The following is a 20,550-nucleotide window of genomic DNA, read 5'->3' on the forward strand; positions in this document are numbered from 1 at the left end:
TATCAAGAAAGGGAGTTTCATATGACGTTGATGCAGTTTTCCAGACAGTTCATTCGTGGAGCATTGCTCTTGTCCATACTGAGTAGCGCTGCCGTTCAGGCGGCAGAAAAGCGTGATCTGATCATCGATACCGACCCTGGCGCGGACGACGTCGTTGCGTTGCTGCTGGCGCTGGCGTCACCCGAAGAATTGAACGTGATGGCGATCACCACCGTCGCCGGCAATGTCCGTCTGGACAAGACCTCGCGCAATGCCAGGCTGGCGCGTGAATGGGCCGGGCGTGAAGAAGTGCCGGTGTATGCCGGTGCGCCCAAACCGTTGGTGCGCACACCTATCTACGCCGAAAACGTTCACGGTCAGGAAGGGGTGCCCGGCGTGCCCGTGCATGAGCCAGCCAAGGGGTTGGCCGACGGTAATGCAGTCGATTACCTGATCCGCACCTTGAGCAAGGCCAAGCCGCACAGCATCACTATCGCCATGCTCGGTCCGCAGACCAACCTGGCGCTGGCGCTCGTGCAGGCACCGGAAATCACCCAGGGCATCAAGGAAGTGGTGGTCATGGGGGGCGCGCATTTCAACGGCGGTAACATTACGCCGGTTGCCGAATTCAACCTGTTTGCTGACCCGCATGCTGCGCAGATCGTTCTGGCCAGTGGTGTGAAGCTTACTTACGTACCGTTGGACGTGACCCACAAGATCCTGACCAGCGAACAACGCCTCAAGCAGATTGCCGCATTGGGCAATAACGCCGGCAAGCTGGTCGACGGCATTCTCAATGAATACGTCAAACTGGACATGGAGCATTACGGCTTGCCCGGTGGTCCGGTTCACGACGCCAGTGTCATTGCCTGGTTGCTCAAGCCCGAGTTGTTTTCCGGGCGGCAGATCAACGTTGCGGTCGACACCCGCGAGGGCATTGGTTTCGGCCAGACGGTGGCTGACTGGTACGGCACGCTCAAGCAGCCGCAGAATGTATTCTGGGTCGAGAATGGCGACGCTCAGGGTTTCTTCGATCTGCTGACCGAGCGTCTGGCGCGACTGAAGTAACCCATCACGCGGGCTGCAACAGGTGCATCAGACCGGCAGCCCTGCCGTGGCATAACGGCTCAGTACCTGGCTGATGAAGGCGCGGGCGCCCTCGGTGCCCAGTTCCTTGATCAGCAGGTCGACGGCAATGATCATCAGCTCTTCCGGGTTTCCGGGGCTGTGCGAGCAGTGGCCCTGAGGCCATCTGGCCTTGATGTCTGCATCCAGAGTTATGGCTGTCATGTCTGTTGATCTCCAGTAAAGGGTCACGCACTACGCTGTTCGCTTCCCGGCGCTTGCGTCTCTCGCAGTAAACCATCCCGCGCACATTTTGACACTTCTACTTACATCTCATCCCGATAGTCCGAGTCTATGGCCATAGTTTGTAAACGTTTTGTGACGATTTCACCGCGCGCCTTGTGTGATCCCAAGGCAGACTCTCGGCCCAGGCAGATCAACAGGTTACCGATGGCTTCTCAACCGAGGTGTGCAACCAACGCGCCTGAGTGCGGTCGGACAGGTCTGGAATGTTTTATTGGCAGAGGAGGGTGTATGCCCCGGAAGTTCGCAACATTGGGTTTTGTGGTCGTGGCGTCGTTGCTGGCAGGATGCAGCAGCACGTCCTCTGATAAGGGCGCTGAAGCGTCCGTCAAGGCAGACGCTCCCGCATCCGCCAGTAACGCCAACGCCATACCTGGCCGTTGTGACGCAGGGCTTGGCCAGTTCGCAATCGGCAAGCCAGCGTCCATCGATCTTCTGTCACAAGTGCGCGCCCGTACCGGTTCTCAGGATGCCCGCATTCTCGGGCCTGACGACATGGTCACGCTGGAATACCGATCCGAGCGGGTAAACGTCAATACCGACGCTTCGGGAAAGGTGACACGCATCAACTGCGGTTGAGTCGGCACTTTTCTGTGGCGCATAAAAAACCCCGTCAGTGACGGGGTTTTTTATGCGCCGAATGAATCAGTCAACGCGGACTTGTTCTGCCTGCATGCCTTTCTGGCCTTTAGCAGCAACAAAAGAAACGGTCTGGCCTTCTTTCAGGCTTTTGAAACCGTCGCTTTCGATCGCTTTGAAGTGTACGAACAGGTCGTCACCGCCACCCTGTGGAGTGATAAAGCCGAAGCCTTTTTCATCGTTGAACCATTTTACGGTGCCGGTTTGGCGATTAGACATGGTGTATCTCCAGAAACATAATTTTCAATAACGTGCTGCTCAGGCCAACTGGGCACACGGGCCTATCATAGTCGAAATGCGAAAAAAGACAGCTACTAAGGTGATCTCTTTAGTCTGGGTCGCTGCATATGCAAAGCGTCATACACATAAAGTGGCTAAATGATGTCTCTGCCAGCCTTGCATCAAGACTGTTCGGGATATGCTGAAAGCCCCGCTCTGCAAGGCTTTCAGGTTGGCGGCGGGGCGCAGCTCTCGGCATTTCAGGCAGCTGCTTTACTGCGTTTAAAAAAATGATTTATTTTGATTTGGTGCAGTTTTCGGCAACCAGTTTCTGCAGTTTTTGCGTCAATGCAGGGGCAGGAGCGCTATCGGTACTGCTCAATGCTTCGATTTCCTGCTGAGAAAACTCCTTGTTCACTACCCGGGCGCTGCAATCGCAATGAGCCTGCGCGGCCTTGGCATCTTGCTTGTGCTGATTCGCCGCAGCGATGCACTCCTGGGTGAACGTGTCTTGCACGGTTTTTTCCATGGCAGCCTGAGCGCCCCAAGGGGCCATGACGGCGGCGCAGGCGAGGAGTGCGGACAGGCGGGAAAGCTTCATGGTGTTCTCCTTTTGCTGACTTTAGTGAACAAGGAAACGTACAGGATCCTGATTGGTTAAGACGCTCATCAAGCCAGCCAGTTCAGGTGACGTGTTATTTGGCGTGATTTACGCATATGAACGTCCGGTGTCGGCCGAGCTATGCTAGGATGCGCGTCCTGTTATTTTCAAGTGTCCCCATGGCTGATGGCTTTGGACGCGACGCAGGCAGGTTTTTCGTACATTCCAGTCATCTGGTCCGGTTCAAGGTTGGCCCCAAGGCTCCTGCCACTGTGAGGCAGGCATACCACCGGATCACGTACTGGCTCATCCCAACCCACGTGACCTTTGGTAGGGGTCACCACTAGGAGAGGAGGCGCCATGCCAACTATTACTCTTCCCGACGGCAGTCAACGTTCATTCGATCATGTGGTTTCCGTAGCCGATGTCGCGCTTTCAATAGGTGCCGGGCTGGCCAAGGCCACCGTGGCCGGCAAGGTTGACGGCAAGCTCGTCGACGCCTGCGACCTGATCGAAAACGATGCCAGCCTGCAGATCATCACCCCCAAGGATCAGGAAGGACTGGAAATAATCCGTCACTCTTGCGCTCACCTGGTCGGGCATGCGGTCAAGCAGTTGTATCCGACTGCAAAAATGGTCATCGGCCCGGTGATCGACGACGGCTTCTATTACGATATCGCCTACGAGCGCCCCTTCACGCCTGACGACATGGCGGCGATCGAGCAGCGCATGCAGCAGCTGATCGAAAAAGATTACGACGTCATCAAAAAAGTCACCCCGCGCGCTGAAGTGATCGAGGTGTTCACCGCCCGTCATGAAGACTACAAGCTGCGCCTGGTCGAAGACATGCCGAACGAGCAGGCCATGGGCCTGTATTACCACGAAGAATACGTCGACATGTGCCGTGGCCCGCACGTGCCGAATACGCGTTTCCTGAAATCGTTCAAGCTGACCAAGCTGTCCGGTGCCTACTGGCGCGGTGACGCCAAGAACGAGCAATTGCAGCGTGTCTACGGCACTGCCTGGGCTGACAAGAAGCAGCTGGCTGCCTACATTCAGCGCATCGAAGAAGCCGAAAAGCGCGATCATCGCAAGATCGGCAAGCGCCTCGGCCTGTTCCATACCCAGGAAGAAGCGCCGGGTATGGTGTTCTGGCATCCGCAGGGCTGGACCCTGTATCAGGTGCTCGAGCAGTACATGCGCAAAGTGCAGCGTGAGAATGGCTACCTCGAGATCAAGACCCCGCAAGTGGTCGATCGCTCGCTCTGGGAGAAATCCGGGCACTGGGCCAACTACGCTGACAACATGTTCACCACCGAGTCCGAGAGCCGCGACTACGCGATCAAGCCGATGAACTGCCCTTGCCACGTGCAGGTGTTCAATCAGGGTCTGAAGAGCTACCGCGAGCTGCCGATGCGTCTGGCCGAGTTCGGTGCCTGCCACCGTAACGAACCGTCGGGGGCCTTGCACGGCATCATGCGTGTGCGTGGCTTCACTCAGGACGATGCTCATATCTTCTGTACCGAAGATCAGATGCAGGCCGAATCTGCCGCATTCATCAAGCTGACGCTGGATGTCTACGCCGATTTCGGTTTCAAGGACATCGAACTCAAATTGTCCACTCGCCCTGAAAAGCGTGTAGGCTCCGACGAGCTTTGGGAGCGTGCCGAGACGGCGCTGGCCTCTGCGCTCGACAGTGCTGGTCTGCCCTATGATCTGCAGCCGGGCGAAGGCGCGTTCTACGGTCCGAAAATCGAGTTTTCCCTGAAGGACTGCCTCGGCCGGGTCTGGCAGTGCGGCACCTTGCAGCTGGACTTCAACTTGCCGATCCGTTTGAGCGCCGAGTACGTTTCGGAAGACAACAGTCGCAAGAATCCGGTCATGTTGCACCGTGCGATCCTTGGATCTTTCGAGCGTTTCATCGGAATTCTGATCGAGCATTACGAGGGCGCGTTTCCAGCCTGGCTGGCGCCTACTCAGGCAGTGATCATGAATATCACTGACAAACAGGCCGATTTTGCCCTTGAAGTGGAAAAAACTCTGGCTGAAAGCGGGTTTCGTGCCAAGTCCGACTTGAGAAATGAAAAGATCGGCTTTAAAATCCGCGAGCATACTTTGCTCAAGGTTCCTTATCTCCTCGTGATTGGAGATCGGGAGGTTGAAATGCAAACTGTCGCTGTGCGTACACGTGAAGGCGCTGACCTTGGCTCGATGCCGGTTGCCCAATTCGCTGAATTCCTCGCACAAGCGGTTTCCCGGCGTGGTCGCCAAGATACGGAGTAATTATTATTAAGCGTGAAATGAGACAAGATAAACGAGCTGCACCCAAGGCCCCGATCAATGAAAATATCTCGGCCCGCGAGGTTCGTTTAATTGGCGCTGACGGCGAGCAGATTGGCATCGTCTCGATTGATGAAGCGCTTCGTATTGCCGAAGAGGCTAAGCTGGATCTGGTAGAGATTTCTGCCGACGCACTTCCTCCGGTCTGCCGTGTGATGGATTACGGCAAATCGATCTTCGAGAAGAAGAAGCAGGTTGCTGCAGCGAAGAAAAACCAGAAGCAGATCCAGGTTAAAGAAATCAAGTTTCGTCCAGGGACGGAGGAAGGGGATTACCAGGTAAAACTACGCAACCTGGTACGTTTCCTGAGTGACGGGGACAGGGCCAAGGTATCGTTGAGATTCCGCGGTCGTGAGATGGCCCACCAGGAGCTGGGTATGGAGCTGTTGAAGCGGGTTGAAGGTGACCTGCTCGAATACGGTTCCGTCGAACAGCATCCTAAGATGGAAGGACGCCAGCTGATCATGGTCATCGCCCCGAAAAAGAAGAAATAACCACCAGGGCACGGCAGGCCTTGCGGTTATATTTATCAACTGAATGCGGAGTATCCGAACATGCCAAAGATGAAGACTAAAAGTGGTGCAGCTAAGCGGTTTTTGAAAACCGCCAACGGCATCAAGCACAAACACGCTTTCAAGAGCCACATCCTGACCAAAATGTCGACAAAGCGTAAGCGTCAACTGCGCGGTAGCAGCTTGCTGCATCCGTCTGACGTGGCAAAAGTCGAGCGCATGCTGCGCCTTCGTTAATTTTGATCAAGATATAGAGGAAGTAACTCATGGCTCGTGTAAAGCGTGGCGTCATTGCCCGTAAGCGTCACAAAAAAATTCTGAAACTTGCAAAAGGCTACTACGGCGCGCGTTCACGCGTATTCCGTGTTGCCAAGCAAGCGGTAATCAAGGCAGGCCAATACGCCTACCGTGACCGTCGTCAGAAAAAACGTCAGTTCCGCGCTCTGTGGATCGCTCGTATCAACGCTGGTGCTCGTGTTAACGGTCTGTCCTACAGCCGTTTCATTGCCGGCCTGAAAAAAGCGTCCATCGAGATCGACCGTAAGGTTCTGGCTGATCTGGCAGTGAACGAAAAAGCGGCGTTTGCTGCGATTGTCGAGAAAGCTAAAGCCACCTTGGCCTAAGTCCCCGACAATCACTGGCCCCGGTTCTCCGGGGTCGGTGTTAAACGTCATAAATAGGGGAAGAGCCTTCAGCTCTTCCCCTATTTTGTATCTGGAGTCTGTACATGGAAAACCTGGACGCGCTGGTCTCTCAAGCTCTTGAGGCTGTGCAAAGCGCCGAAGATATCAATGCCCTGGAGCAAATCCGGGTTCACTACCTTGGCAAGAAAGGCGAGTTGACTCAGGTGATGAAGACCCTGGGGAACCTGCCAGCTGAAGAGCGTCCGCAAGTCGGCGCGCTGATCAACGTTGCCAAGGAGCGTGTCACAGAGGTTCTCAATGCACGCAAGGCATCGTTCGAGCAGGCAGAACTGACTGCCAGGCTCGCTGCTGAATGCATCGATGTGACCCTGCCGGGCCGCGGCCAGACCTCCGGTGGTCTGCACCCGATTACCCGCACTCTGGAACGTATCGAACAATTCTTCACGCACATTGGCTACGGCATCGCCGAAGGCCCTGAAGTCGAAGACGATTACCACAACTTCGAGGCGCTCAATATCCCAGGCCATCACCCGGCCCGGTCGATGCATGACACCTTCTATTTCAATGCGAACATGCTGCTGCGCACCCATACCTCACCGGTACAGGTCCGCACCATGGAATCGCAACAGCCGCCGATCCGCATTGTCTGCCCAGGCCGTGTGTACCGTAGCGACTCCGATATCACCCACTCGCCGATGTTCCACCAGATCGAAGGTCTGCTGGTTGATCGCGACATCAATTTTGCCGACCTGAAAGGCACCATCGAAGAATTCCTGCGGGTGTTCTTCGAGAAAGAGCTGGCCGTGCGCTTCCGTCCTTCGTATTTCCCGTTCACCGAGCCCTCGGCAGAAGTGGATATGGAATGCGTGATGTGCAGTGGCAAGGGCTGCCGTGTCTGCAAGCAGACTGGCTGGCTTGAAGTCATGGGCTGCGGCATGGTCCACCCGAACGTGCTGCGCATGTCGGGCATCGACCCTGAAGAGTTTCAGGGCTTCGCGTTCGGCATGGGCGTAGAGCGTCTGGCCATGCTGCGTTACGGCGTCAATGATTTGCGCCTGTTCTTCGACAACGATTTGCGGTTCCTCGCGCAATTTCGCTAAGTCGTAACGAACCTTTCAGGAGAGCAGGATGAAATTCAGTGAACAATGGCTGCGTGGCTGGGTAAGCCCGCAGGTTTCCCGCGACGAGCTGGTTGCTCGTCTGTCGATGGCCGGTCTTGAGGTTGACAGCGTCACGCTGGCCGCTGGTGTTTTCAGTGGGGTGGTCGTAGGCGAGGTGCTGAGCACCGAACAGCACCCCGATGCCGACAAGCTGCGCGTGTGCCAGGTCAGCAATGGCAGCGAAACCTTTCAGGTAGTGTGTGGCGCGCCGAACGTGCGACCCGGTCTGAAAATTCCGTTCGCCATGATCGGCGCCGAGCTGCCGGGCGATTTCAAGATCAAGAAAGCCAAGCTGCGTGGCGTCGAGTCCAACGGCATGCTGTGTTCAGCTGCCGAGTTGCAGGCCGGCGAGGGCAATGATGGCCTGATGGAGTTGGCCGCCGATGCGCCGGTCGGTGAAGACATTCGCGCCTACCTGAGCCTGGACGACGCCAGCATCGAGGTCGACCTGACCCCGAACCGTGGCGACTGTTTGTCAGTAGCAGGTCTGGCGCGTGAAGTCGGTGCGCTGTACGCCACTGACGTCACCCGTCCGCAGATCGCTGCTGTCAGCGCTGTGCACGATGAAGTGCGCCCGGTCGAAGTATTGGCTCCTGCTGCATGCCCGCGTTACCTGGGCCGCGTCATCCGCAACGTTGATCTGTCGCGTCCTACTCCGTTGTGGATGGTCGAGCGTCTGCGTCGTTCCGACGTGCGCAGCATCGATGCCGCTGTCGATATCACCAACTACGTGATGCTCGAGCTGGGGCAGCCTCTGCATGCTTTCGATCTGGCCGAAATCAACGGTGGCATTCGTGTGCGCATGGCGGAGGAGGGCGAGAAGCTCGTTCTGCTCGACGGTCAGGAAGTCAGCCTGCGTGCCGACACCCTGGTCATTGCCGACCACCAGCGTGCTCTGGCAATTGCCGGTGTCATGGGTGGCGAGCACAGCGGCGTGACTGCCGGCACTCGCGATATCTTCCTGGAAAGTGCTTTCTTCGACACCATCTCGGTGGCTGGCAAGGCGCGTTCCTACGGCCTGCACACCGATGCCTCGCACCGTTACGAGCGTGGTGTTGACTGGGAACTGGCCCGTGAGGCCATGGAGCGGGCTACTGGCCTGCTGCTGGAAATCACCGGTGGTGAGGCTGGCCCGATAACAGAAGTGGTCAGCGAACAGCATTTGCCATCGATTGCTCCGGTTACGTTGCGCGCCAGTCGTGTCGAGCAGATGCTCGGTCTGGTCATTGAAAACGCCGAAATCGAGCGTCTGCTGACAGGTCTCGGCCTTGCTGTGACTACCGAAGCCGACGGGCAGTGGCGTGTCGAAGTGCCAAGTCATCGTTTCGACATCAGCCTTGAGGTCGATCTGATCGAAGAACTGGCTCGTCTGTACGGCTACAACCGTCTGCCGGTTCGTTATCCGCAAGCCCGTCTTGCTCCTCAGGCCAAGGCCGAAGCCAAGGGCGATCTGCCCGAGCTGCGTCGCCTGCTGGTTGCCCGCGGTTATCAGGAAGCGATTACCTACAGCTTCATCGACCCGAAATGGTTCGAACTGTTCTCGCCGGGTGCCAAGCCACTGTTGCTGGCCAACCCGATTTCCAATGACATGGCCGCCATGCGTGCCTCGCTATGGCCGGGTCTGGTCAAAGCGCTGCAGCACAACCTTAACCGCCAACAGGACCGCGTACGCATGTTCGAAAGCGGCCTGCGCTTCGTTGGTCAGCTTGACGGCTTGAAGCAAGAACCGATGCTGGCGGGTGTGGTATGCGGCAGCCGTCTGCCGGAAGGTTGGGCGCAAGGCCGTGATGCGGTCGACTTCTTCGACGTCAAGGCTGACGTCGAAGCGGTTCTGGGTTTTGCCGGTGCGCTGGGTGAGTTTACCTTCACACCGGGCCAGCATCCCGCCTTGCACCCAGGCCAGACAGCTCGCATCGAGCGTGATGGTCGCGAAGTCGGCTTCCTGGGCGCCATTCACCCGGAACTGTCGAAAACCCTGGGCCTGGATCGTCCGGTATTTGTTTTCGAGCTGGTTCTGGCTGAAGTATCGACAGGCCGTCTGCCGAAATTCCACGAGCTGTCGCGCTTCCCGGAAGTGCGTCGCGACCTGGCATTGCTGGCTGATCGCGACGTTTCGGCCAGTGCGGTTCTGGACGTTATTCGTGAAAATGCAGGCGAGTGGCTCACAGACCTCAGGTTATTTGATGTTTACCAGGGTAAAGGCATTGATCCACATAGAAAAAGCCTTGCAGTCGGCTTGACCTGGCAGCATCCATCGCGCACTCTTAATGACGATGAGGTAAACGCAACGACACTTGCTATCCTCACCTCGCTTGAGGAGAGGTTAAACGCCACGTTAAGGAAGTAGCGTATGGGGGCTCTGACGAAAGCTGAGATGGCCGAACGTCTGTACGAAGAGCTGGGCCTGAATAAACGGGAAGCCAAGGAACTGGTCGAACTGTTTTTTGAAGAAATCAGGCACGCTCTGGAAGATAACGAGCAGGTGAAGTTATCAGGTTTCGGCAACTTCGACCTTCGAGACAAGCGCCAGCGGCCTGGGAGAAATCCCAAGACCGGTGAAGAAATTCCGATTACGGCGCGCCGTGTGGTCACCTTTCGTCCAGGGCAGAAGCTGAAGGCCCGAGTTGAGGCATATGCTGGAACCAAGTCATAACGATGAGCTACCGCCGATCCCCGGCAAACGCTACTTCACCATCGGTGAGGTCAGCGAGCTCTGCGCGGTAAAACCGCACGTTTTGCGTTATTGGGAGCAGGAGTTTCCTCAACTCAACCCCGTCAAGCGACGCGGAAACCGCCGGTATTATCAGCGCCAGGACGTGCTGATGATCCGCCAGATCCGCGGCTTGCTCTACGATCAGGGCTTCACCATTGGTGGTGCCCGACTTCGTCTTACCACCGGGGAACCGAAGGACGATACCCAGCAGTACAAGCAGATGATCCGGCAGATGATTGCCGAGCTGGAAGACGTACTGGTTATGCTCAAAGCGTAATTGAGCAACCAGGATACTTCCAAAATTCAAATGCTTAGGGTATATTTCTCAACGTTTTCGCAGGTTGAAAAACAGATACACGCCTAGTCGGGGCGTAGCGCAGTCCGGTAGCGCACTAGCATGGGGTGCTAGGGGTCGAGTGTTCGAATCACTCCGTCCCGACCATATTTTGTTAAGGGGATCAGTCACTTACGGTGATGATCCCCTTTTTAATTTCCGGCCTGCGCAAAACCCGCGCAAAACTTGCGCAAAATTAATTCGAAAACTGGCTGATATCGAGGTCGGGAACTGCCTCCGACCAGACGATTTCGGCGTGGTCTTTCTGATAGTTTTTCGTCATATCCTCGCTCGCATGTCCTGCGATCTTTTGCCCGTCCTTTCCGGCTTTCTTGTATAGGTGCAGTGACAGCGCCCGCACTTCATGAAAGCCCGGCATTTCCTCGTCACTCCAATCCGCGTAGCACCCAGCATCCTCTCGCGCTGCCTTGAACGCGCGTGTCAAATATCGCTCTTCGATCTTCGTCCAGTGGTCCTTGGTCTGGGCCTGCTTTTGCTTCAGGCGCTCCGGTCGCCGGTGAACGAGATAGGGCGAAGCCACGTTGTCCCGGCACCGACTGATGACTGCCTGCAGCTCTGGCGTCACTCGGAATCGAATCCAGGCTGCGTCACTGGCGTTGTCATAACCCATGCGATACATGACCGGCAGTTCGATACCGGCTCTCTGGATCATCGCCTTGCAGTCTTCTTTGCCGAGCCCTCGTTCAATCAGTGGAGCGATCACCGGGCGGTCTGGATTGCGCTCGCGGAAGTCTTCTAGGCGGTCGGCCTCTTCGGCGGTATACCCGAAAACCATTACGTCACCTGGCAGCTTCCAGGTATCCAGAAGTCGGCGCTTGAGCAGTTTGGTACAGGGCGCACCGTACTGGTTTTTCATGAATCGTTCTCGCCGAAACACCTCGATGATGTCGGCGCCGTACTTCTCGTCGCGCAGCACCGTCACTGGTTGCTCGAACCAAGCTTCGCAATCGGCCAGAAATCGACGGTTGTCGGGGTGCTCGTTCGCCAGGTAGGCGTTGAGGATCTGCACGTCATGAGTTGCGCCGTAATCGGCCAGAGCCAGTTTCGTGGCCACCGCCGAGGCAGCACCGCAGCTGAACTGGCAGACGATTCGCGGTAAGTGAGCGGACATAGTTCATCCTCGCCGGGGTGGCGTGAGTCGTTGAAGTGGGGTATTGGTGTGCTGCCCGACATGCAGTCGGATCAAGGAGAAAATATGTCTTTCAGCTACGCTGCAGAGAAATTTGCATCTGCCCGTTCAGCTTTGATGCTGCCGCACCCAAATGGCGAAGATCAGTCTATTGCGACGGCTTTCTTTGAGTGTCGTCAGGGCTTGGATCGGTTCGATCGATCTCAGTTTGACGAAAGTTCAAGCGTTTGGATTCGTCAGCTCGACCAGCTTATGAGCACAGATGGTCTAGAGGATCCTTATAGGCAAGGTCTGTTTCTAGTCAAGGCTCGCAAGCTTTCCGTTGATGACCAGATCCAGCTTTCCACTGTAGTGGATGAGCTTCAGTTTTGGTTCAGACGTATGAATGACTGATAACGCGAAATGCAACGATCGAGCGGATTGGTTTATGCGGCATTCGGCTCGGTTATGAACCGGTCCCACGCATCTTTATCGACGGCGCAGACCCACCACGTCAGTTCAGTGCTGTTTTCCGTATCGCTGACTGATCCGCCGTATTGAGCACCCGGAAACGTGAATTTGCCGCTGTTGGCGCAGTAGGGGTAACCGCCGGTGAATGCGGTAAAAGTAACTCCCGGCTGGGCAGCGGCAGCAGCGGCCTTGAACGCCTCAAACTTGGCGTTTCGGGCGCTGACTTCCGCGTCGTGCCCGGTCTTGCACTCTGCTGAGCAGTACACAACGCGGCCATCGAAAACCAGATCAAGTGGAATATCAGTGTCTGATTCTTCGTCCCACCTGCATGCATCGCTGTCGCAGCGGGTGCCACAATGGTTGCAATCGAACCACCAGCCCGCATCGATGTAGGCCTGTGCGGGGATGTAACGCACGCCGGCGTATTGGTCAGCCCATTGCGCACGACGGCAAGACACACCGCTGAAGTCCGTGCCTATCTCGTCAGCGCCCTGTCGGCGGGCGGCGGCGTTAGAGGTTGCGAACTGAATGGTTGACTCTTCTGGGTCGTTGGTTTCTACCGAATAGGCCAGCACTTTGCGTGGTTTTTTGTCGGCGGAGGATGACTTGGTCATGGCGTTTCTCCATGCATGCGCCGCCCTCCGTGTCCGGTGGTGGCAAATAGGGTGGGGGTTCAATCGTCGCTGCAGATTCGCAGCGCTTCGCGGTTGTAGGCGAGCTGTAGCTTGTGCGCCACGGTTGGCGATACGGTGATTTCGTGGCGCGGGATTTCAAGCATCGGAAGCGCGCCGCCCGGGCCGAGGTTGTGCAGGTGGTGAATCATCAAGGTCAGCGCCTCGCCCTGTTCCTCGATGCCAGCCCATGCCATCAGCTCACTCAGTGCCTGCTTCGTGCCTGGCCGCACCCTGAGCCGCAATTCCTCTTCCCCGGCCTTCTGCCGCTTGAGCGCTGTTCGCTCGTTCCGCTGCTTTGGGGTCAGTGCCATATCAGCTCCTTAGGCTTGGCCCTTGCAGCGGGTAGTCGATGTTGAATTCACGGATCAGCCGATTGATCATCGTGTTACTCATTCCGAGTTCGACGACGGCGGCCTTCCGCGATATACCGCGGTCGCGCGCCGCTTTGATCCGGACCACGTTCAACGCATCAGCTACCGGATCGTGTTGATACGGAATGAGGTTGGAAGCCGGGCTGAACGCCTTGTATTCGAAGCCATGCACGCGGGCCATTTTCCGAAGTCTGTAGATGCTCAGGCCGGTTTCGCGCATGACATCGGTGATCGTCATCGTCTCGGCAAGCTTGCGGACGACTTCCACCTGCTCGGCGCGGGCGTGGCACCTGTCTTGAATCGCGTCTTTCGGCGCCGCTGCGCGGAGAGCTTCCTTGGTTCGGTGCTTAGGTGCAGGCGGGCGAACGGGCGCGGGAGTCATCCGCCCGTACTGCTTTGGCTTGGGCTTCGACGGAAAGCCTTTTTTTGTTTCGATCACGCCGCCGCGCTTGAGGAATGCAGCTACCTCAGCTTCGAGGACGGCGGACCGCTCTTTGTTGCGCTGAATCGTGCTCAGCTCTGGACTGATCATCAGCTGGCACCGTAAAGGGCGAACAACGCGAGGCCGGTGGCGATCGCAGCAGTCCAGCGCAGCATGTGAGTGGCGATTGACGGCTGGCGCACTGGCTGGGCTTCCATCTGCTCAGCGGCCCTGCAAGCCGCACTGTGACCGCGAAGAACACCGCGCACATTACCGCTTGAGCGCTCGACGATTCCGAACTCGTTATTACCGTTCGGCACGACTGTGAAGCGCGGCAGAGCTGCCGGGTTCTTGCGGCCGACCTTGTCGTAAAACTCGGCAGTGGAAAGGGTGCAGCGTTGGCGCAGGCCTTCGAGGATTGCACGACGCTGGCTGATTGTCTGATGCATGGGAGGCTCCTTGACCGCATTGGTCAGATGACAGGCGCGGGTGACCAAACCCAGCCGTGAGACTGGCCTGGCACCTGCCGATGCGGTCGTTTGATTTAGGGAAGGGGTACTGCAGGCTTGAAGCTGCATTGGAATGTCGGTCCGCACCATTTTTTGCAATCGACGTCCGGGCTTCGCCACAATCTGATTGCTCTGGAGACGCTTTTTTCATGTCCCGCCGACATTCCGATGCAGCCTGGCGCTATGACAGGGTTCGGGCAGTTTTCGTCAGGCTGACGTAATGCTGGTTCTGGCAAAAGCCAATGAGCTGAATCCGGCTTCAATCCCGAGCCGGGACCTGATTCGGGAGTCGAGCCGACTGAAAAACTTTTTCTTGAGCTCTGTGTCTCTCAATGCGAGCCCCGTCAAGGACAGCGCTCGCTAGCTCAAGCGCGGTGTTTGTTTCCTCGTATGCTCGCTGTGCTTCGTCCTCCTGTTTCGCTGCTGCTGCCAGTTCGTTGAACGCGGCTAACTGAGCCTCTGTCATTTCTGTTTCTCCGGTTGATTGCCAACCTGACCATGTCGCCAAGGCCAGTCCGTTAGTTTGTTCCTCAGCAAATCGCCGCCACTGGCCTCAGCTTGTCCGAGCCCTTACGGCTGATCTTCTGTTCGTACCCGCCCCGGCGTGACTCGGGGGCTCTGCGCTCGCGCCTCATCGATTCATCGCCCAGCACCGCGTGCAGAACGATCACCGACATGAACAACAGGCAGAGCGGGGAAATGATCTGTCGGCGCATGGCCTCGGCGATCATCGCTGTCTGGCGATTGACGCCGAGCTTGAACATGGCGACCGACAGCCGCTTAACGACCGTGCCCGGCGCAATGCCGAACGTGCGGGCGATTTCCTTGGCGGTGCAGCCCTGGGCGGCTGACAACAAAAACTGCAACTCTCGCGGCGCAAGACCACGGCCGAGGTGGCCTCTCCATGCCCCGCATACGATGGTGGTATCCATTACGTCTACTCGGTGGTTGTCATCCCAAAGCACCCGGCAAGCCAGGTGCTTCAGTGATGCTGTCCAACAGGTGATTCCGTTCTCTGTAAAGAGCTTCGTCCAGTCGGTCCCGTTATCCGGGGCTGGGAGATCACTTCGCTGATCCCGTGCTATCTGGCGGCTTCACCAGTCCTGTGGTCGATCCGAGAGGGCCTGATGAGCAGCTAGCTCGTTTCGACAGGTGCAGTTAACCATCGGTATATTTGTAGGTCAATACCGATGGTTAATTTATTTTCGGGGGCTGTGCGTTATGATTTCGTCATTACTGGATGTATATACAGTTTATCGAGGGGGGAAAATGGGAAGCTCTAAACCAGCAAGCCGTATTGAGATGTCCGGGGTAGAACGTCTGGGCCTACGAGTTTCGGAAATGATCAACCATCCAGTCGCCCAAATTCAGCGCTGGGTGACGATTCATCGCCTGGATACGGACGGGGATAGGGAGTGGGAGGAGGTGATCGGAGTGTTAGCAGCTACGGATGAGCTGGATTTGACCTTTGAGGATGACAGTGCGGTGACTGTGAGGTGGGAGCCGATCACGACAGAGGATCGCCCCGTTGACACTAACGATACCAGAGGTGAGATGGCCCCTTTTTGAAAGGCATGAAAAAGCCCGCGGTTCAGGCGGGCTTCTTTATGCAACCATAAAATTTACATAATTTACAGCTCTTGAATTATTAGTGGAAAATTGGCGCGTCAACACCGGCTAACCTTGAAATAAGATTAAGGTAAGTCTTTTCTTCTTGCTTTGATGCAATGTTAAAAATTGAACTGCTGTAGTCTTCTGCTAAATTTAAATGAGACTGTATTTCTTTCTCTCTTTCACTAGATGCCGAATATACGAAGTAGCACCCGGAGTCTTGCCCTAGATGCTTTTTTCCCTCCATAAATGTCATAACTTTAAGAGTCGTTTCTTTGAATTTGGCTGAAAGGTCATTCACGTTGTAATCAATTACTTCGCTTATATGAAACTTTCCATTCTTCAATAAAAAATCAGCTGTAAATCCAGATTTATCACTAAAGTTGTAATTTTGAACAACCTTGTGATAGCTGAGCTCGTCAGCGCTCTTAGCAAGTAAATTCATGGATTCAAACTTATGTTTCAACAAGGTTTGGATTCGCGAGGATTTTTTTACTGATTCCCTAACGCTAAATGGTTTCACCAAGTCATTGAATAACCTGGCAACCTGAGACTCATACTGTCCGGCATGATCAATTGCGAACGTTGCCTTCGGGCTCAGCTTGAATGCATTTTTAAACATTCCCAAGAAATTTACAATGTCTTCTTGTTTGTTGTATAGGCCCTTGGCTTGCTCAAGCACATACTCGAATTCAGTAATATCATCAATAGTTGATGAGCCATCAAGCAGGCGGAGTTTTGCCGCGCCACTGAGCATTCTGGTATCGATACCGGATTTATTGAACACAATTAAACCGATATTTACTATCTCGCCGCGCTTCAGGCTTGGCATATACTTAATGAGAGAGTAATCATAGGTGATCATGATCAAAGCATTCCTTTCAAAAAGTCAATACGTTCTTTTCTAGCGTGGGAGTCCCACCAGCCCAGAAACTCTTGCCTATTGTGTTCAGACATCCATGCCGCAGGAAAGTTAGAGATGATAGTATCTATATCGCCTGTCGTCAATGAAAGTATTTTGTCAAGACATTTTTCAGCTTCAAATTTGTCGTACTGGCCAAACTGCCTAATAGCGTGGATACCCGTAAAAGTGTTGCAATGCTCAGTTGCTTCAAATCCAAACGGATTAAACGCGAACCACGCACGACTAAAATCGAAAGCGAGACCTATTTTCCCGCTGTAACTAGGCCGGAATATATAATTCCCAAAGTGTCTATCGACGTTGTTTACGAATAGATCAAGCGCATAGACCTTGCTGAAAAAGGCTTTGAGCCCAACGATTGGGATTTCACCAGAAAGCACCCTTAATATTTCAGTTCGATCTTTAAGTGTTTCTACGCCGCCTTCCCAGGCCGAGCCGAATGCCAGTGATCCATCATGCAATTCTATGACGTCAAAATCGGGAGTACCTATTAAAATATGTCGCGCGAGTTGGTAACAAAATGCTTCAGATGCCGGCACCATTCCATTGCCATCTGTAACAGTTTTTATCGCGTAATCCTTACCATTTTCGGCAAGCCCTATCATTCCAAGGTCGGCAGATCCCTGGTCGTTGGGATACGTAGTAATGACAGCAATTGGAAATAATTGCCTCTGAAACATCTGAGGCCGCACTTCGGCTGCTGCGTCAGATTGAGCATCCGGCATTTGTTCAGGGGTTCCATCTACATCAGCTGTCATAAATAAATTCCATTTTTTGTAAAAAGACGCTCTAGATTTAATAGAGCTAAACTAGGTTAGCATTCCAGACGAGAAGCACCCGCGCCTGAATGAATGTTTCGTCGACCTTGATTGTCTCTGGTGGATGCCTTGTGTTATCGGAAATCATCTTAATCTTACCGTCGCCCATCCATTGCAGGCGCTTGATATACAGGTGCCCATCCCAAGAAAACATGTAGATTCCGTCCCCCGCAAATTCGCGGATGCTGATGTCCACCAATAACGGATCACGGTGCTTGATCGTTGGAGCCATCGACTGCCCCCAGCCCGTCACCATTTTCAGGTGAAAGTGCTCCGCGAACTCGACCCCCATCTCGCGCAGATGCCGAGGACTGACACGCACGTCTTGGAGCATTTCAGGGTAATCATGGGGTATCTGCCCGCCACCCATGGCTGCACGAACATCGTAGTGAGCAATCGACACCTCATCACCGACCGCGCCAGGCCGGGAGGCGACCTCTGCAATTGGGACGTTAGCGGCTACTTCCTCTACCGCATCGGCAATCTTCTGGCGCGCGTCAGCTGGCAGATTTTTGCCGTGCTTGGCAATCATTTGCTGGACGATATCGACCGATGACTGGGAGGCAGCAGGCTTCGCAGCGTTGGTCAGCGCGGCGATTTCTTTTGCCAAGCGCGGACTGAAACGCTCTACGGGCTCTTGGAGCATCCGCGAAAGCACAGCTGCGAATCTCGTATTCAGGGGATTGATGCCCTTGAAGTAAAGGTTCACGGCAGCCGGAGTCATGCCAGCCTCATCAGCGATTTTTTTCTGACTCAGCTTCAGCTCGTTTTTTTTCGAGAGGAACAAGTCGTGTGCTTCTGCGCACTCGGCGAGCAGCTCGGGCGGGAGGATGCGTTTCTTCGTCATCGCGCGAATGTATACCAACGGTTAAAAATAAGAAGAAACCATCGGTATTGATTAAAAATTAACAGATGGTTAACATCGGCCTCATCTATAACAGAGGCACGACCCATGATTGAGACTTCCCTCGACAAGTTCGTGGCTGACAAAGGGCAGTCCGAAGCCGCCAGGCTTCTTCGGGTTACTGCTCCGGCCATTCACAAAGCTTTGACTGCGAAGCGCGACATCCGCGTTCTTGAGCTGCCTGACGGCAGCTTCCGAGCACAGGAACAGCGCCCATTTCCCTCTAATACGTCAGCTGCACATTCCAGCAGCATGAGTTGAATTATCCGCTCAAGAGGGAAGGGCAGGTAGTACAGCGGATGGGCTGTTGATTCATCCAGTACCAAATTTCAGGCAAAAAAAAGCCGGTGGCTAGACCGGCTTCTTCAAAAACTATGCGAGACAGATTATGCACATCAGACCTGAGCAAGGCAACACAGACAGAACGATTGGAGTAGCACTGTGAGCGTTCAAGCAATGACTTGGGCAATGACACTGCCCATACAATCCCTGAAGGACTCAAGCGCCCGCCATGTGCTGCTTTGCCTCGCCAACTACGCGGGAACAAGCGGTACAGGGGCTTTCCCAGCTGCTTCTACCTTGGCAAGAGAGACAGGGCTTTCGGAGCGGACCGTTCGTTACAAGCTGGACGACCTGGAGTCTCAAGGCTGGATCAAGCGAGGCAATCAGGCAATCGCCGCAGTCCACATCACCCGACACGACCGCCGCCCAGTGGTGTACGACCTTCAACTATTACGGGGTGCAGATATTGCACCCCGTACTGATCGGGGTGCAGATGGCGCAACGGGGTGCAACGCAGAACAGAACGGGGTGCAACCTGGAACAGAACGGGGTGCAGCAGCTGCACCCGATACGTTACTGAACCATCACTTAACCGAACAGCAGCAGCCGCGCGAGATTTCGGACGTGATCGCTGATCAGGACAAGCAGGCCCTGGAATCGACCGATGATCGTCAGCGCTTCGCCATGTTCGCTGACTGGGCACCGGACAGTCGCTACCTGATCGCCCAAGCCCAGATCGCTGGCGTGAAGCCGACCGATATCCCTGATGCGGTGATCAAGGGGTTCATGGGGTGGTTCGTTGCCAAGCCCAACACTGTGGACACTGCGGCTGGTTGGTGCCACCGCCTTGTGGTCTGGTTCGTGAAGGAACGCGCCAACGGCACTTTGCCCGCACCGGATGAGGAACCAACAGCAACCGGCGGCTGGGCGTCCAAGGGGGTGATCCTGTGAGCGGCCCTGTTCGAGCTGGTTATCTGGTCCAGAACCGGACAACAGATCCAGCCTATTGCCCAGCGCCAGCCGTCCCGGTCGAGATTGACCCGGCAACGGAACAGGTTATCGATGAGCTGTTTCTCCGGCTGCAAGGTGCGTGCGGCGCGTGGCGGCAGTCATGGCCCAACCAGAAAATCATGGATGCCTCGAAGCTCGAGTGGTTGGCCGAGTTCATGCGCTCCGGGATCACGTCGATGGATCAGTTGCGCCACGGTATGCGCATGGTCAGCGCCAGCAAATCGGCATTCGTGCCCGCACCGGGTGTGTTCGTCAGCTGGTGTTTTGCTCCGGAAGGGCTGGGCCTGCCCAGCGTCGAGGTCGCCTATTCCCAAGCTTTGCGCAACTCGCACCCAGGCATGGAAGGGCGCGGTAAGTGGTTTCACCCAGCGATCTATCACGCCACTGCCGCCGCTGGATTCCTGAGCCTGCAAACTCTTCCTCGCGACTTGGGTATGACCCGCTTTGAGCAGAAATACCTCGAGCAGTGCCGCAAGATCTGGCGCGGCGAACCGTGGCCTGTACCTACGCTTCACGCGGAATCGTTCCCGGGCGTCGTGGTACTTGGTTATCCGCATCGTGCCGCTGATTCAAGGCAGCAAGCAGGCCGGTCTGTTTCAGGTCGTGCTCGGTGTGGCGTTGGTGGTTGCTGGTGCTTTTACGGGCGGCCTCAGCTCCGGTGTTGGTATGGCGCTTCTTGCTGGTGGTGCAGCCGTCGGCCTGGGCGGTGTCGTGCAGATGCTTTCTCCCACGACCACCGCCAGCGTCGGCAGCAATAACGATGATGGAAACAACCCCAGCTATGGCTTTGGGGGCGCGGTAACCACCGTTGCTCAGGGCAATCCCTATCCCGTGCTCTACGGCGAACGAGAGATAGGCGGTGCCGTCGAGTCTGGCGGCATTTACACGCAAGACCAAATTTAACTATTCGCAAAACAC

The 20,550-nt window shown here is 55.6% G+C and carries 27 protein-coding genes, 1 tRNA gene and 1 pseudogene; 17 read left to right on the forward strand and 12 right to left on the reverse strand.

All coding sequences use genetic code 11. The features are described 5' to 3' along the window. Positions 1–21: 21 nt before the first annotated feature. Positions 22–1,047, forward strand: a complete 1,026-nt coding sequence (locus FFH21_RS11310) for a nucleoside hydrolase (protein WP_011168393.1) — start codon at positions 22–24, stop codon at positions 1,045–1,047. A 27-nt stretch (positions 1,048–1,074) separates the two neighbouring features. On the opposite strand, the gene FFH21_RS11315 is transcribed toward FFH21_RS11310, so the two are convergent. Then, a complete protein-coding gene (locus FFH21_RS11315) occupies positions 1,075–1,269 on the reverse strand; it encodes a hypothetical protein (protein WP_002553154.1) in 195 nt (64 codons plus the stop codon). 309 nt (positions 1,270–1,578) lie between these two features. Between FFH21_RS11315 and FFH21_RS11320 the strand changes: the two genes are divergently transcribed. Next, entirely contained in the window at positions 1,579–1,926 is a 348-nt protein-coding gene (locus FFH21_RS11320) for an I78 family peptidase inhibitor (protein ID WP_005779800.1), read from the forward strand. Positions 1,927–1,992: 66 nt separating this feature from the next. Here the strand turns inward: FFH21_RS11320 and FFH21_RS11325 are convergent, their stop codons facing one another. After that, positions 1,993–2,205 carry a cold-shock protein gene (locus FFH21_RS11325; RefSeq protein WP_002553156.1) on the reverse strand — a complete coding sequence of 71 codons (213 nt, stop codon included), beginning with the start codon at positions 2,203–2,205 and terminating at the stop codon, positions 1,993–1,995. Positions 2,206–2,500: 295 nt separating this feature from the next. Then, positions 2,501–2,806 (reverse strand): hypothetical protein, encoded by a 306-nt coding sequence (locus tag FFH21_RS11330; RefSeq protein WP_004662375.1) that lies wholly within the window; start codon positions 2,804–2,806, stop codon positions 2,501–2,503. A 360-nt stretch (positions 2,807–3,166) separates the two neighbouring features. On the opposite strand from FFH21_RS11330, the gene thrS reads away from it, so the two are divergent. The 9 genes from thrS to FFH21_RS11375 all read left to right on the forward strand — a co-directional run bounded on the left by thrS (position 3,167) and on the right by FFH21_RS11375 (position 10,617). After that, positions 3,167–5,089 (forward strand): threonine--tRNA ligase, encoded by a 1,923-nt coding sequence (gene thrS, locus FFH21_RS11335; protein WP_011168395.1) that lies wholly within the window; start codon positions 3,167–3,169, stop codon positions 5,087–5,089. Further along, entirely contained in the window at positions 5,089–5,640 is a 552-nt protein-coding gene (infC, locus tag FFH21_RS11340; protein WP_170855886.1) for a translation initiation factor IF-3, read from the forward strand. The genes thrS and infC overlap by 1 nt, the downstream gene beginning before the upstream one ends. Before the next feature lie 60 nt (positions 5,641–5,700). Next, positions 5,701–5,895 (forward strand): 50S ribosomal protein L35, encoded by a 195-nt coding sequence (gene rpmI / locus FFH21_RS11345; protein ID WP_002553160.1) that lies wholly within the window; start codon positions 5,701–5,703, stop codon positions 5,893–5,895. 29 nt (positions 5,896–5,924) lie between these two features. Beyond that, a complete protein-coding gene (gene rplT / locus FFH21_RS11350) occupies positions 5,925–6,281 on the forward strand; it encodes a 50S ribosomal protein L20 (RefSeq protein ID WP_002553161.1) in 357 nt (118 codons plus the stop codon). Positions 6,282–6,385: 104 nt separating this feature from the next. Next, positions 6,386–7,402, forward strand: a complete 1,017-nt coding sequence (gene pheS / locus FFH21_RS11355; protein WP_003367019.1) for a phenylalanine--tRNA ligase subunit alpha — start codon at positions 6,386–6,388, stop codon at positions 7,400–7,402. Positions 7,403–7,430: 28 nt separating this feature from the next. Beyond that, a complete protein-coding gene (gene pheT / locus FFH21_RS11360) occupies positions 7,431–9,809 on the forward strand; it encodes a phenylalanine--tRNA ligase subunit beta (RefSeq protein WP_004667669.1) in 2,379 nt (792 codons plus the stop codon). 3 nt (positions 9,810–9,812) lie between these two features. Further along, the gene (ihfA, locus tag FFH21_RS11365) at positions 9,813–10,115 is read left to right on the forward strand and encodes an integration host factor subunit alpha (RefSeq protein ID WP_002553164.1); all 303 of its coding nucleotides are present in this window, start codon (positions 9,813–9,815) and stop codon (positions 10,113–10,115) included. Continuing rightward, a complete protein-coding gene (locus tag FFH21_RS11370) occupies positions 10,096–10,452 on the forward strand; it encodes a MerR family transcriptional regulator (protein WP_002553165.1) in 357 nt (118 codons plus the stop codon). The genes ihfA and FFH21_RS11370 overlap by 20 nt, the downstream gene beginning before the upstream one ends. 88 nt (positions 10,453–10,540) lie before the next feature. Then, positions 10,541–10,617 (forward strand) — tRNA-Pro (locus tag FFH21_RS11375). A gap of 88 nt (positions 10,618–10,705) precedes the next feature. Here FFH21_RS11375 and FFH21_RS30540 read toward each other — a convergent pair. Beyond that, positions 10,706–11,641, reverse strand: coding sequence for a hypothetical protein (locus tag FFH21_RS30540; RefSeq protein WP_011168396.1), 936 nt, complete (start codon positions 11,639–11,641; stop codon positions 10,706–10,708). 84 nt (positions 11,642–11,725) lie between these two features. Here FFH21_RS30540 and FFH21_RS11385 point away from each other — a divergent pair, with 84 nt between their 5' ends. Beyond that, positions 11,726–12,052 carry a hypothetical protein gene (locus FFH21_RS11385; protein WP_041924513.1) on the forward strand — a complete coding sequence of 109 codons (327 nt, stop codon included), beginning with the start codon at positions 11,726–11,728 and terminating at the stop codon, positions 12,050–12,052. Between the two features lie 32 nt (positions 12,053–12,084). On the opposite strand, the gene FFH21_RS11390 is transcribed toward FFH21_RS11385, so the two are convergent. From FFH21_RS11390 to FFH21_RS11410, 5 genes are all read right to left on the reverse strand, one after another. Then, a complete protein-coding gene (locus FFH21_RS11390; RefSeq protein ID WP_011168397.1) occupies positions 12,085–12,723 on the reverse strand; it encodes a hypothetical protein in 639 nt (212 codons plus the stop codon). Between the two features lie 59 nt (positions 12,724–12,782). After that, the gene (locus FFH21_RS11395; protein WP_011168398.1) at positions 12,783–13,094 is read right to left on the reverse strand and encodes a hypothetical protein; all 312 of its coding nucleotides are present in this window, start codon (positions 13,092–13,094) and stop codon (positions 12,783–12,785) included. Position 13,095: 1 nt separating this feature from the next. Next, on the reverse strand, positions 13,096–13,686 hold the full coding sequence (locus tag FFH21_RS11400; RefSeq protein ID WP_011168399.1) for a hypothetical protein: 591 nt from the start codon (positions 13,684–13,686) through the stop codon (positions 13,096–13,098). Next, positions 13,686–14,024 (reverse strand): hypothetical protein, encoded by a 339-nt coding sequence (locus tag FFH21_RS11405; RefSeq protein WP_041924514.1) that lies wholly within the window; start codon positions 14,022–14,024, stop codon positions 13,686–13,688. The genes FFH21_RS11400 and FFH21_RS11405 overlap by 1 nt, the downstream gene beginning before the upstream one ends. A 590-nt stretch (positions 14,025–14,614) precedes the next feature. Further along, positions 14,615–15,016, reverse strand: coding sequence for a helix-turn-helix transcriptional regulator (locus FFH21_RS11410; protein WP_003364229.1), 402 nt, complete (start codon positions 15,014–15,016; stop codon positions 14,615–14,617). A gap of 337 nt (positions 15,017–15,353) precedes the next feature. Between FFH21_RS11410 and FFH21_RS11415 the strand changes: the two genes are divergently transcribed. Beyond that, complete coding sequence (locus tag FFH21_RS11415; RefSeq protein WP_041924516.1) at positions 15,354–15,653, forward strand: DUF1654 domain-containing protein; 300 nt, start codon at positions 15,354–15,356, stop codon at positions 15,651–15,653. 79 nt (positions 15,654–15,732) lie between these two features. Here FFH21_RS11415 and FFH21_RS11420 read toward each other — a convergent pair whose 3' ends face one another. Genes FFH21_RS11420 through FFH21_RS11430 form a run of 3 tightly spaced genes read right to left on the reverse strand, consistent with a single transcriptional unit; the run spans position 15,733 to position 18,282 of the window. Further along, complete coding sequence (locus FFH21_RS11420; protein ID WP_041924517.1) at positions 15,733–16,560, reverse strand: DUF3037 domain-containing protein; 828 nt, start codon at positions 16,558–16,560, stop codon at positions 15,733–15,735. A gap of 2 nt (positions 16,561–16,562) precedes the next feature. Then, entirely contained in the window at positions 16,563–17,375 is an 813-nt protein-coding gene (locus FFH21_RS11425; RefSeq protein ID WP_041924518.1) for a hypothetical protein, read from the reverse strand. A gap of 46 nt (positions 17,376–17,421) precedes the next feature. Further along, entirely contained in the window at positions 17,422–18,282 is an 861-nt protein-coding gene (locus FFH21_RS11430) for a S24 family peptidase (RefSeq protein ID WP_011168402.1), read from the reverse strand. A gap of 105 nt (positions 18,283–18,387) precedes the next feature. Here FFH21_RS11430 and FFH21_RS11435 point away from each other — a divergent pair, with 105 nt between their 5' ends. The 4 genes and pseudogenes from FFH21_RS11435 (at position 18,388) to FFH21_RS11450 (ending at position 20,535) form a co-directional block, all read left to right on the forward strand. After that, on the forward strand, positions 18,388–18,600 hold the full coding sequence (locus FFH21_RS11435) for a Cro/CI family transcriptional regulator (protein ID WP_041924519.1): 213 nt from the start codon (positions 18,388–18,390) through the stop codon (positions 18,598–18,600). A gap of 195 nt (positions 18,601–18,795) precedes the next feature. Beyond that, positions 18,796–19,572 (forward strand): helix-turn-helix domain-containing protein, encoded by a 777-nt coding sequence (locus FFH21_RS11440; RefSeq protein ID WP_162885664.1) that lies wholly within the window; start codon positions 18,796–18,798, stop codon positions 19,570–19,572. Beyond that, positions 19,569–20,165, forward strand: a pseudogene (locus FFH21_RS11445) (replication protein P); the annotation flags it as partial. The gene FFH21_RS11440 and the pseudogene FFH21_RS11445, both read left to right, overlap by 4 nt. After that, a complete protein-coding gene (locus tag FFH21_RS11450) occupies positions 20,131–20,535 on the forward strand; it encodes a tail assembly protein (protein WP_095211515.1) in 405 nt (134 codons plus the stop codon). The pseudogene FFH21_RS11445 and the gene FFH21_RS11450, both read left to right, overlap by 35 nt. Positions 20,536–20,550: the final 15 nt, after the last annotated feature.

Source organism: Pseudomonas sp. KBS0707 (genome assembly GCF_005937945.2).
In the GTDB taxonomy this organism is placed as follows: Bacteria; Pseudomonadota; Gammaproteobacteria; order Pseudomonadales; family Pseudomonadaceae; genus Aquipseudomonas; species Aquipseudomonas amygdali.

What these genes read in the sequence shown, in the direction of transcription:
- FFH21_RS11310 (WP_011168393.1), top strand. Translation starts at nt 22, where the DNA reads ATGACGTTGATGCAGTTTTCCAGACAGTTCATTCGTGGAGCATTGCTC.
- FFH21_RS11315 (WP_002553154.1), bottom strand. Translation starts at nt 1,269, where the DNA reads ATGACAGCCATAACTCTGGATGCAGACATCAAGGCCAGATGGCCTCAG.
- FFH21_RS11320 (WP_005779800.1), top strand. Translation starts at nt 1,579, where the DNA reads ATGCCCCGGAAGTTCGCAACATTGGGTTTTGTGGTCGTGGCGTCGTTG.
- FFH21_RS11325 (WP_002553156.1), bottom strand. Translation starts at nt 2,205, where the DNA reads ATGTCTAATCGCCAAACCGGCACCGTAAAATGGTTCAACGATGAAAAA.
- FFH21_RS11330 (WP_004662375.1), bottom strand. Translation starts at nt 2,806, where the DNA reads ATGAAGCTTTCCCGCCTGTCCGCACTCCTCGCCTGCGCCGCCGTCATG.
- thrS (WP_011168395.1), top strand. Translation starts at nt 3,167, where the DNA reads ATGCCAACTATTACTCTTCCCGACGGCAGTCAACGTTCATTCGATCAT.
- rpmI (WP_002553160.1), top strand. Translation starts at nt 5,701, where the DNA reads ATGCCAAAGATGAAGACTAAAAGTGGTGCAGCTAAGCGGTTTTTGAAA.
- rplT (WP_002553161.1), top strand. Translation starts at nt 5,925, where the DNA reads ATGGCTCGTGTAAAGCGTGGCGTCATTGCCCGTAAGCGTCACAAAAAA.
- pheS (WP_003367019.1), top strand. Translation starts at nt 6,386, where the DNA reads ATGGAAAACCTGGACGCGCTGGTCTCTCAAGCTCTTGAGGCTGTGCAA.
- pheT (WP_004667669.1), top strand. Translation starts at nt 7,431, where the DNA reads ATGAAATTCAGTGAACAATGGCTGCGTGGCTGGGTAAGCCCGCAGGTT.
- ihfA (WP_002553164.1), top strand. Translation starts at nt 9,813, where the DNA reads ATGGGGGCTCTGACGAAAGCTGAGATGGCCGAACGTCTGTACGAAGAG.
- FFH21_RS11370 (WP_002553165.1), top strand. Translation starts at nt 10,096, where the DNA reads ATGCTGGAACCAAGTCATAACGATGAGCTACCGCCGATCCCCGGCAAA.
- FFH21_RS30540 (WP_011168396.1), bottom strand. Translation starts at nt 11,641, where the DNA reads ATGTCCGCTCACTTACCGCGAATCGTCTGCCAGTTCAGCTGCGGTGCT.
- FFH21_RS11385 (WP_041924513.1), top strand. Translation starts at nt 11,726, where the DNA reads ATGTCTTTCAGCTACGCTGCAGAGAAATTTGCATCTGCCCGTTCAGCT.
- FFH21_RS11390 (WP_011168397.1), bottom strand. Translation starts at nt 12,723, where the DNA reads ATGACCAAGTCATCCTCCGCCGACAAAAAACCACGCAAAGTGCTGGCC.
- FFH21_RS11395 (WP_011168398.1), bottom strand. Translation starts at nt 13,094, where the DNA reads ATGGCACTGACCCCAAAGCAGCGGAACGAGCGAACAGCGCTCAAGCGG.
- FFH21_RS11400 (WP_011168399.1), bottom strand. Translation starts at nt 13,686, where the DNA reads ATGATCAGTCCAGAGCTGAGCACGATTCAGCGCAACAAAGAGCGGTCC.
- FFH21_RS11405 (WP_041924514.1), bottom strand. Translation starts at nt 14,024, where the DNA reads ATGCATCAGACAATCAGCCAGCGTCGTGCAATCCTCGAAGGCCTGCGC.
- FFH21_RS11410 (WP_003364229.1), bottom strand. Translation starts at nt 15,016, where the DNA reads ATGGATACCACCATCGTATGCGGGGCATGGAGAGGCCACCTCGGCCGT.
- FFH21_RS11415 (WP_041924516.1), top strand. Translation starts at nt 15,354, where the DNA reads ATGGGAAGCTCTAAACCAGCAAGCCGTATTGAGATGTCCGGGGTAGAA.
- FFH21_RS11420 (WP_041924517.1), bottom strand. Translation starts at nt 16,560, where the DNA reads ATGATCACCTATGATTACTCTCTCATTAAGTATATGCCAAGCCTGAAG.
- FFH21_RS11425 (WP_041924518.1), bottom strand. Translation starts at nt 17,375, where the DNA reads ATGACAGCTGATGTAGATGGAACCCCTGAACAAATGCCGGATGCTCAA.
- FFH21_RS11430 (WP_011168402.1), bottom strand. Translation starts at nt 18,282, where the DNA reads ATGACGAAGAAACGCATCCTCCCGCCCGAGCTGCTCGCCGAGTGCGCA.
- FFH21_RS11435 (WP_041924519.1), top strand. Translation starts at nt 18,388, where the DNA reads ATGATTGAGACTTCCCTCGACAAGTTCGTGGCTGACAAAGGGCAGTCC.
- FFH21_RS11440 (WP_162885664.1), top strand. Translation starts at nt 18,796, where the DNA reads ATGACTTGGGCAATGACACTGCCCATACAATCCCTGAAGGACTCAAGC.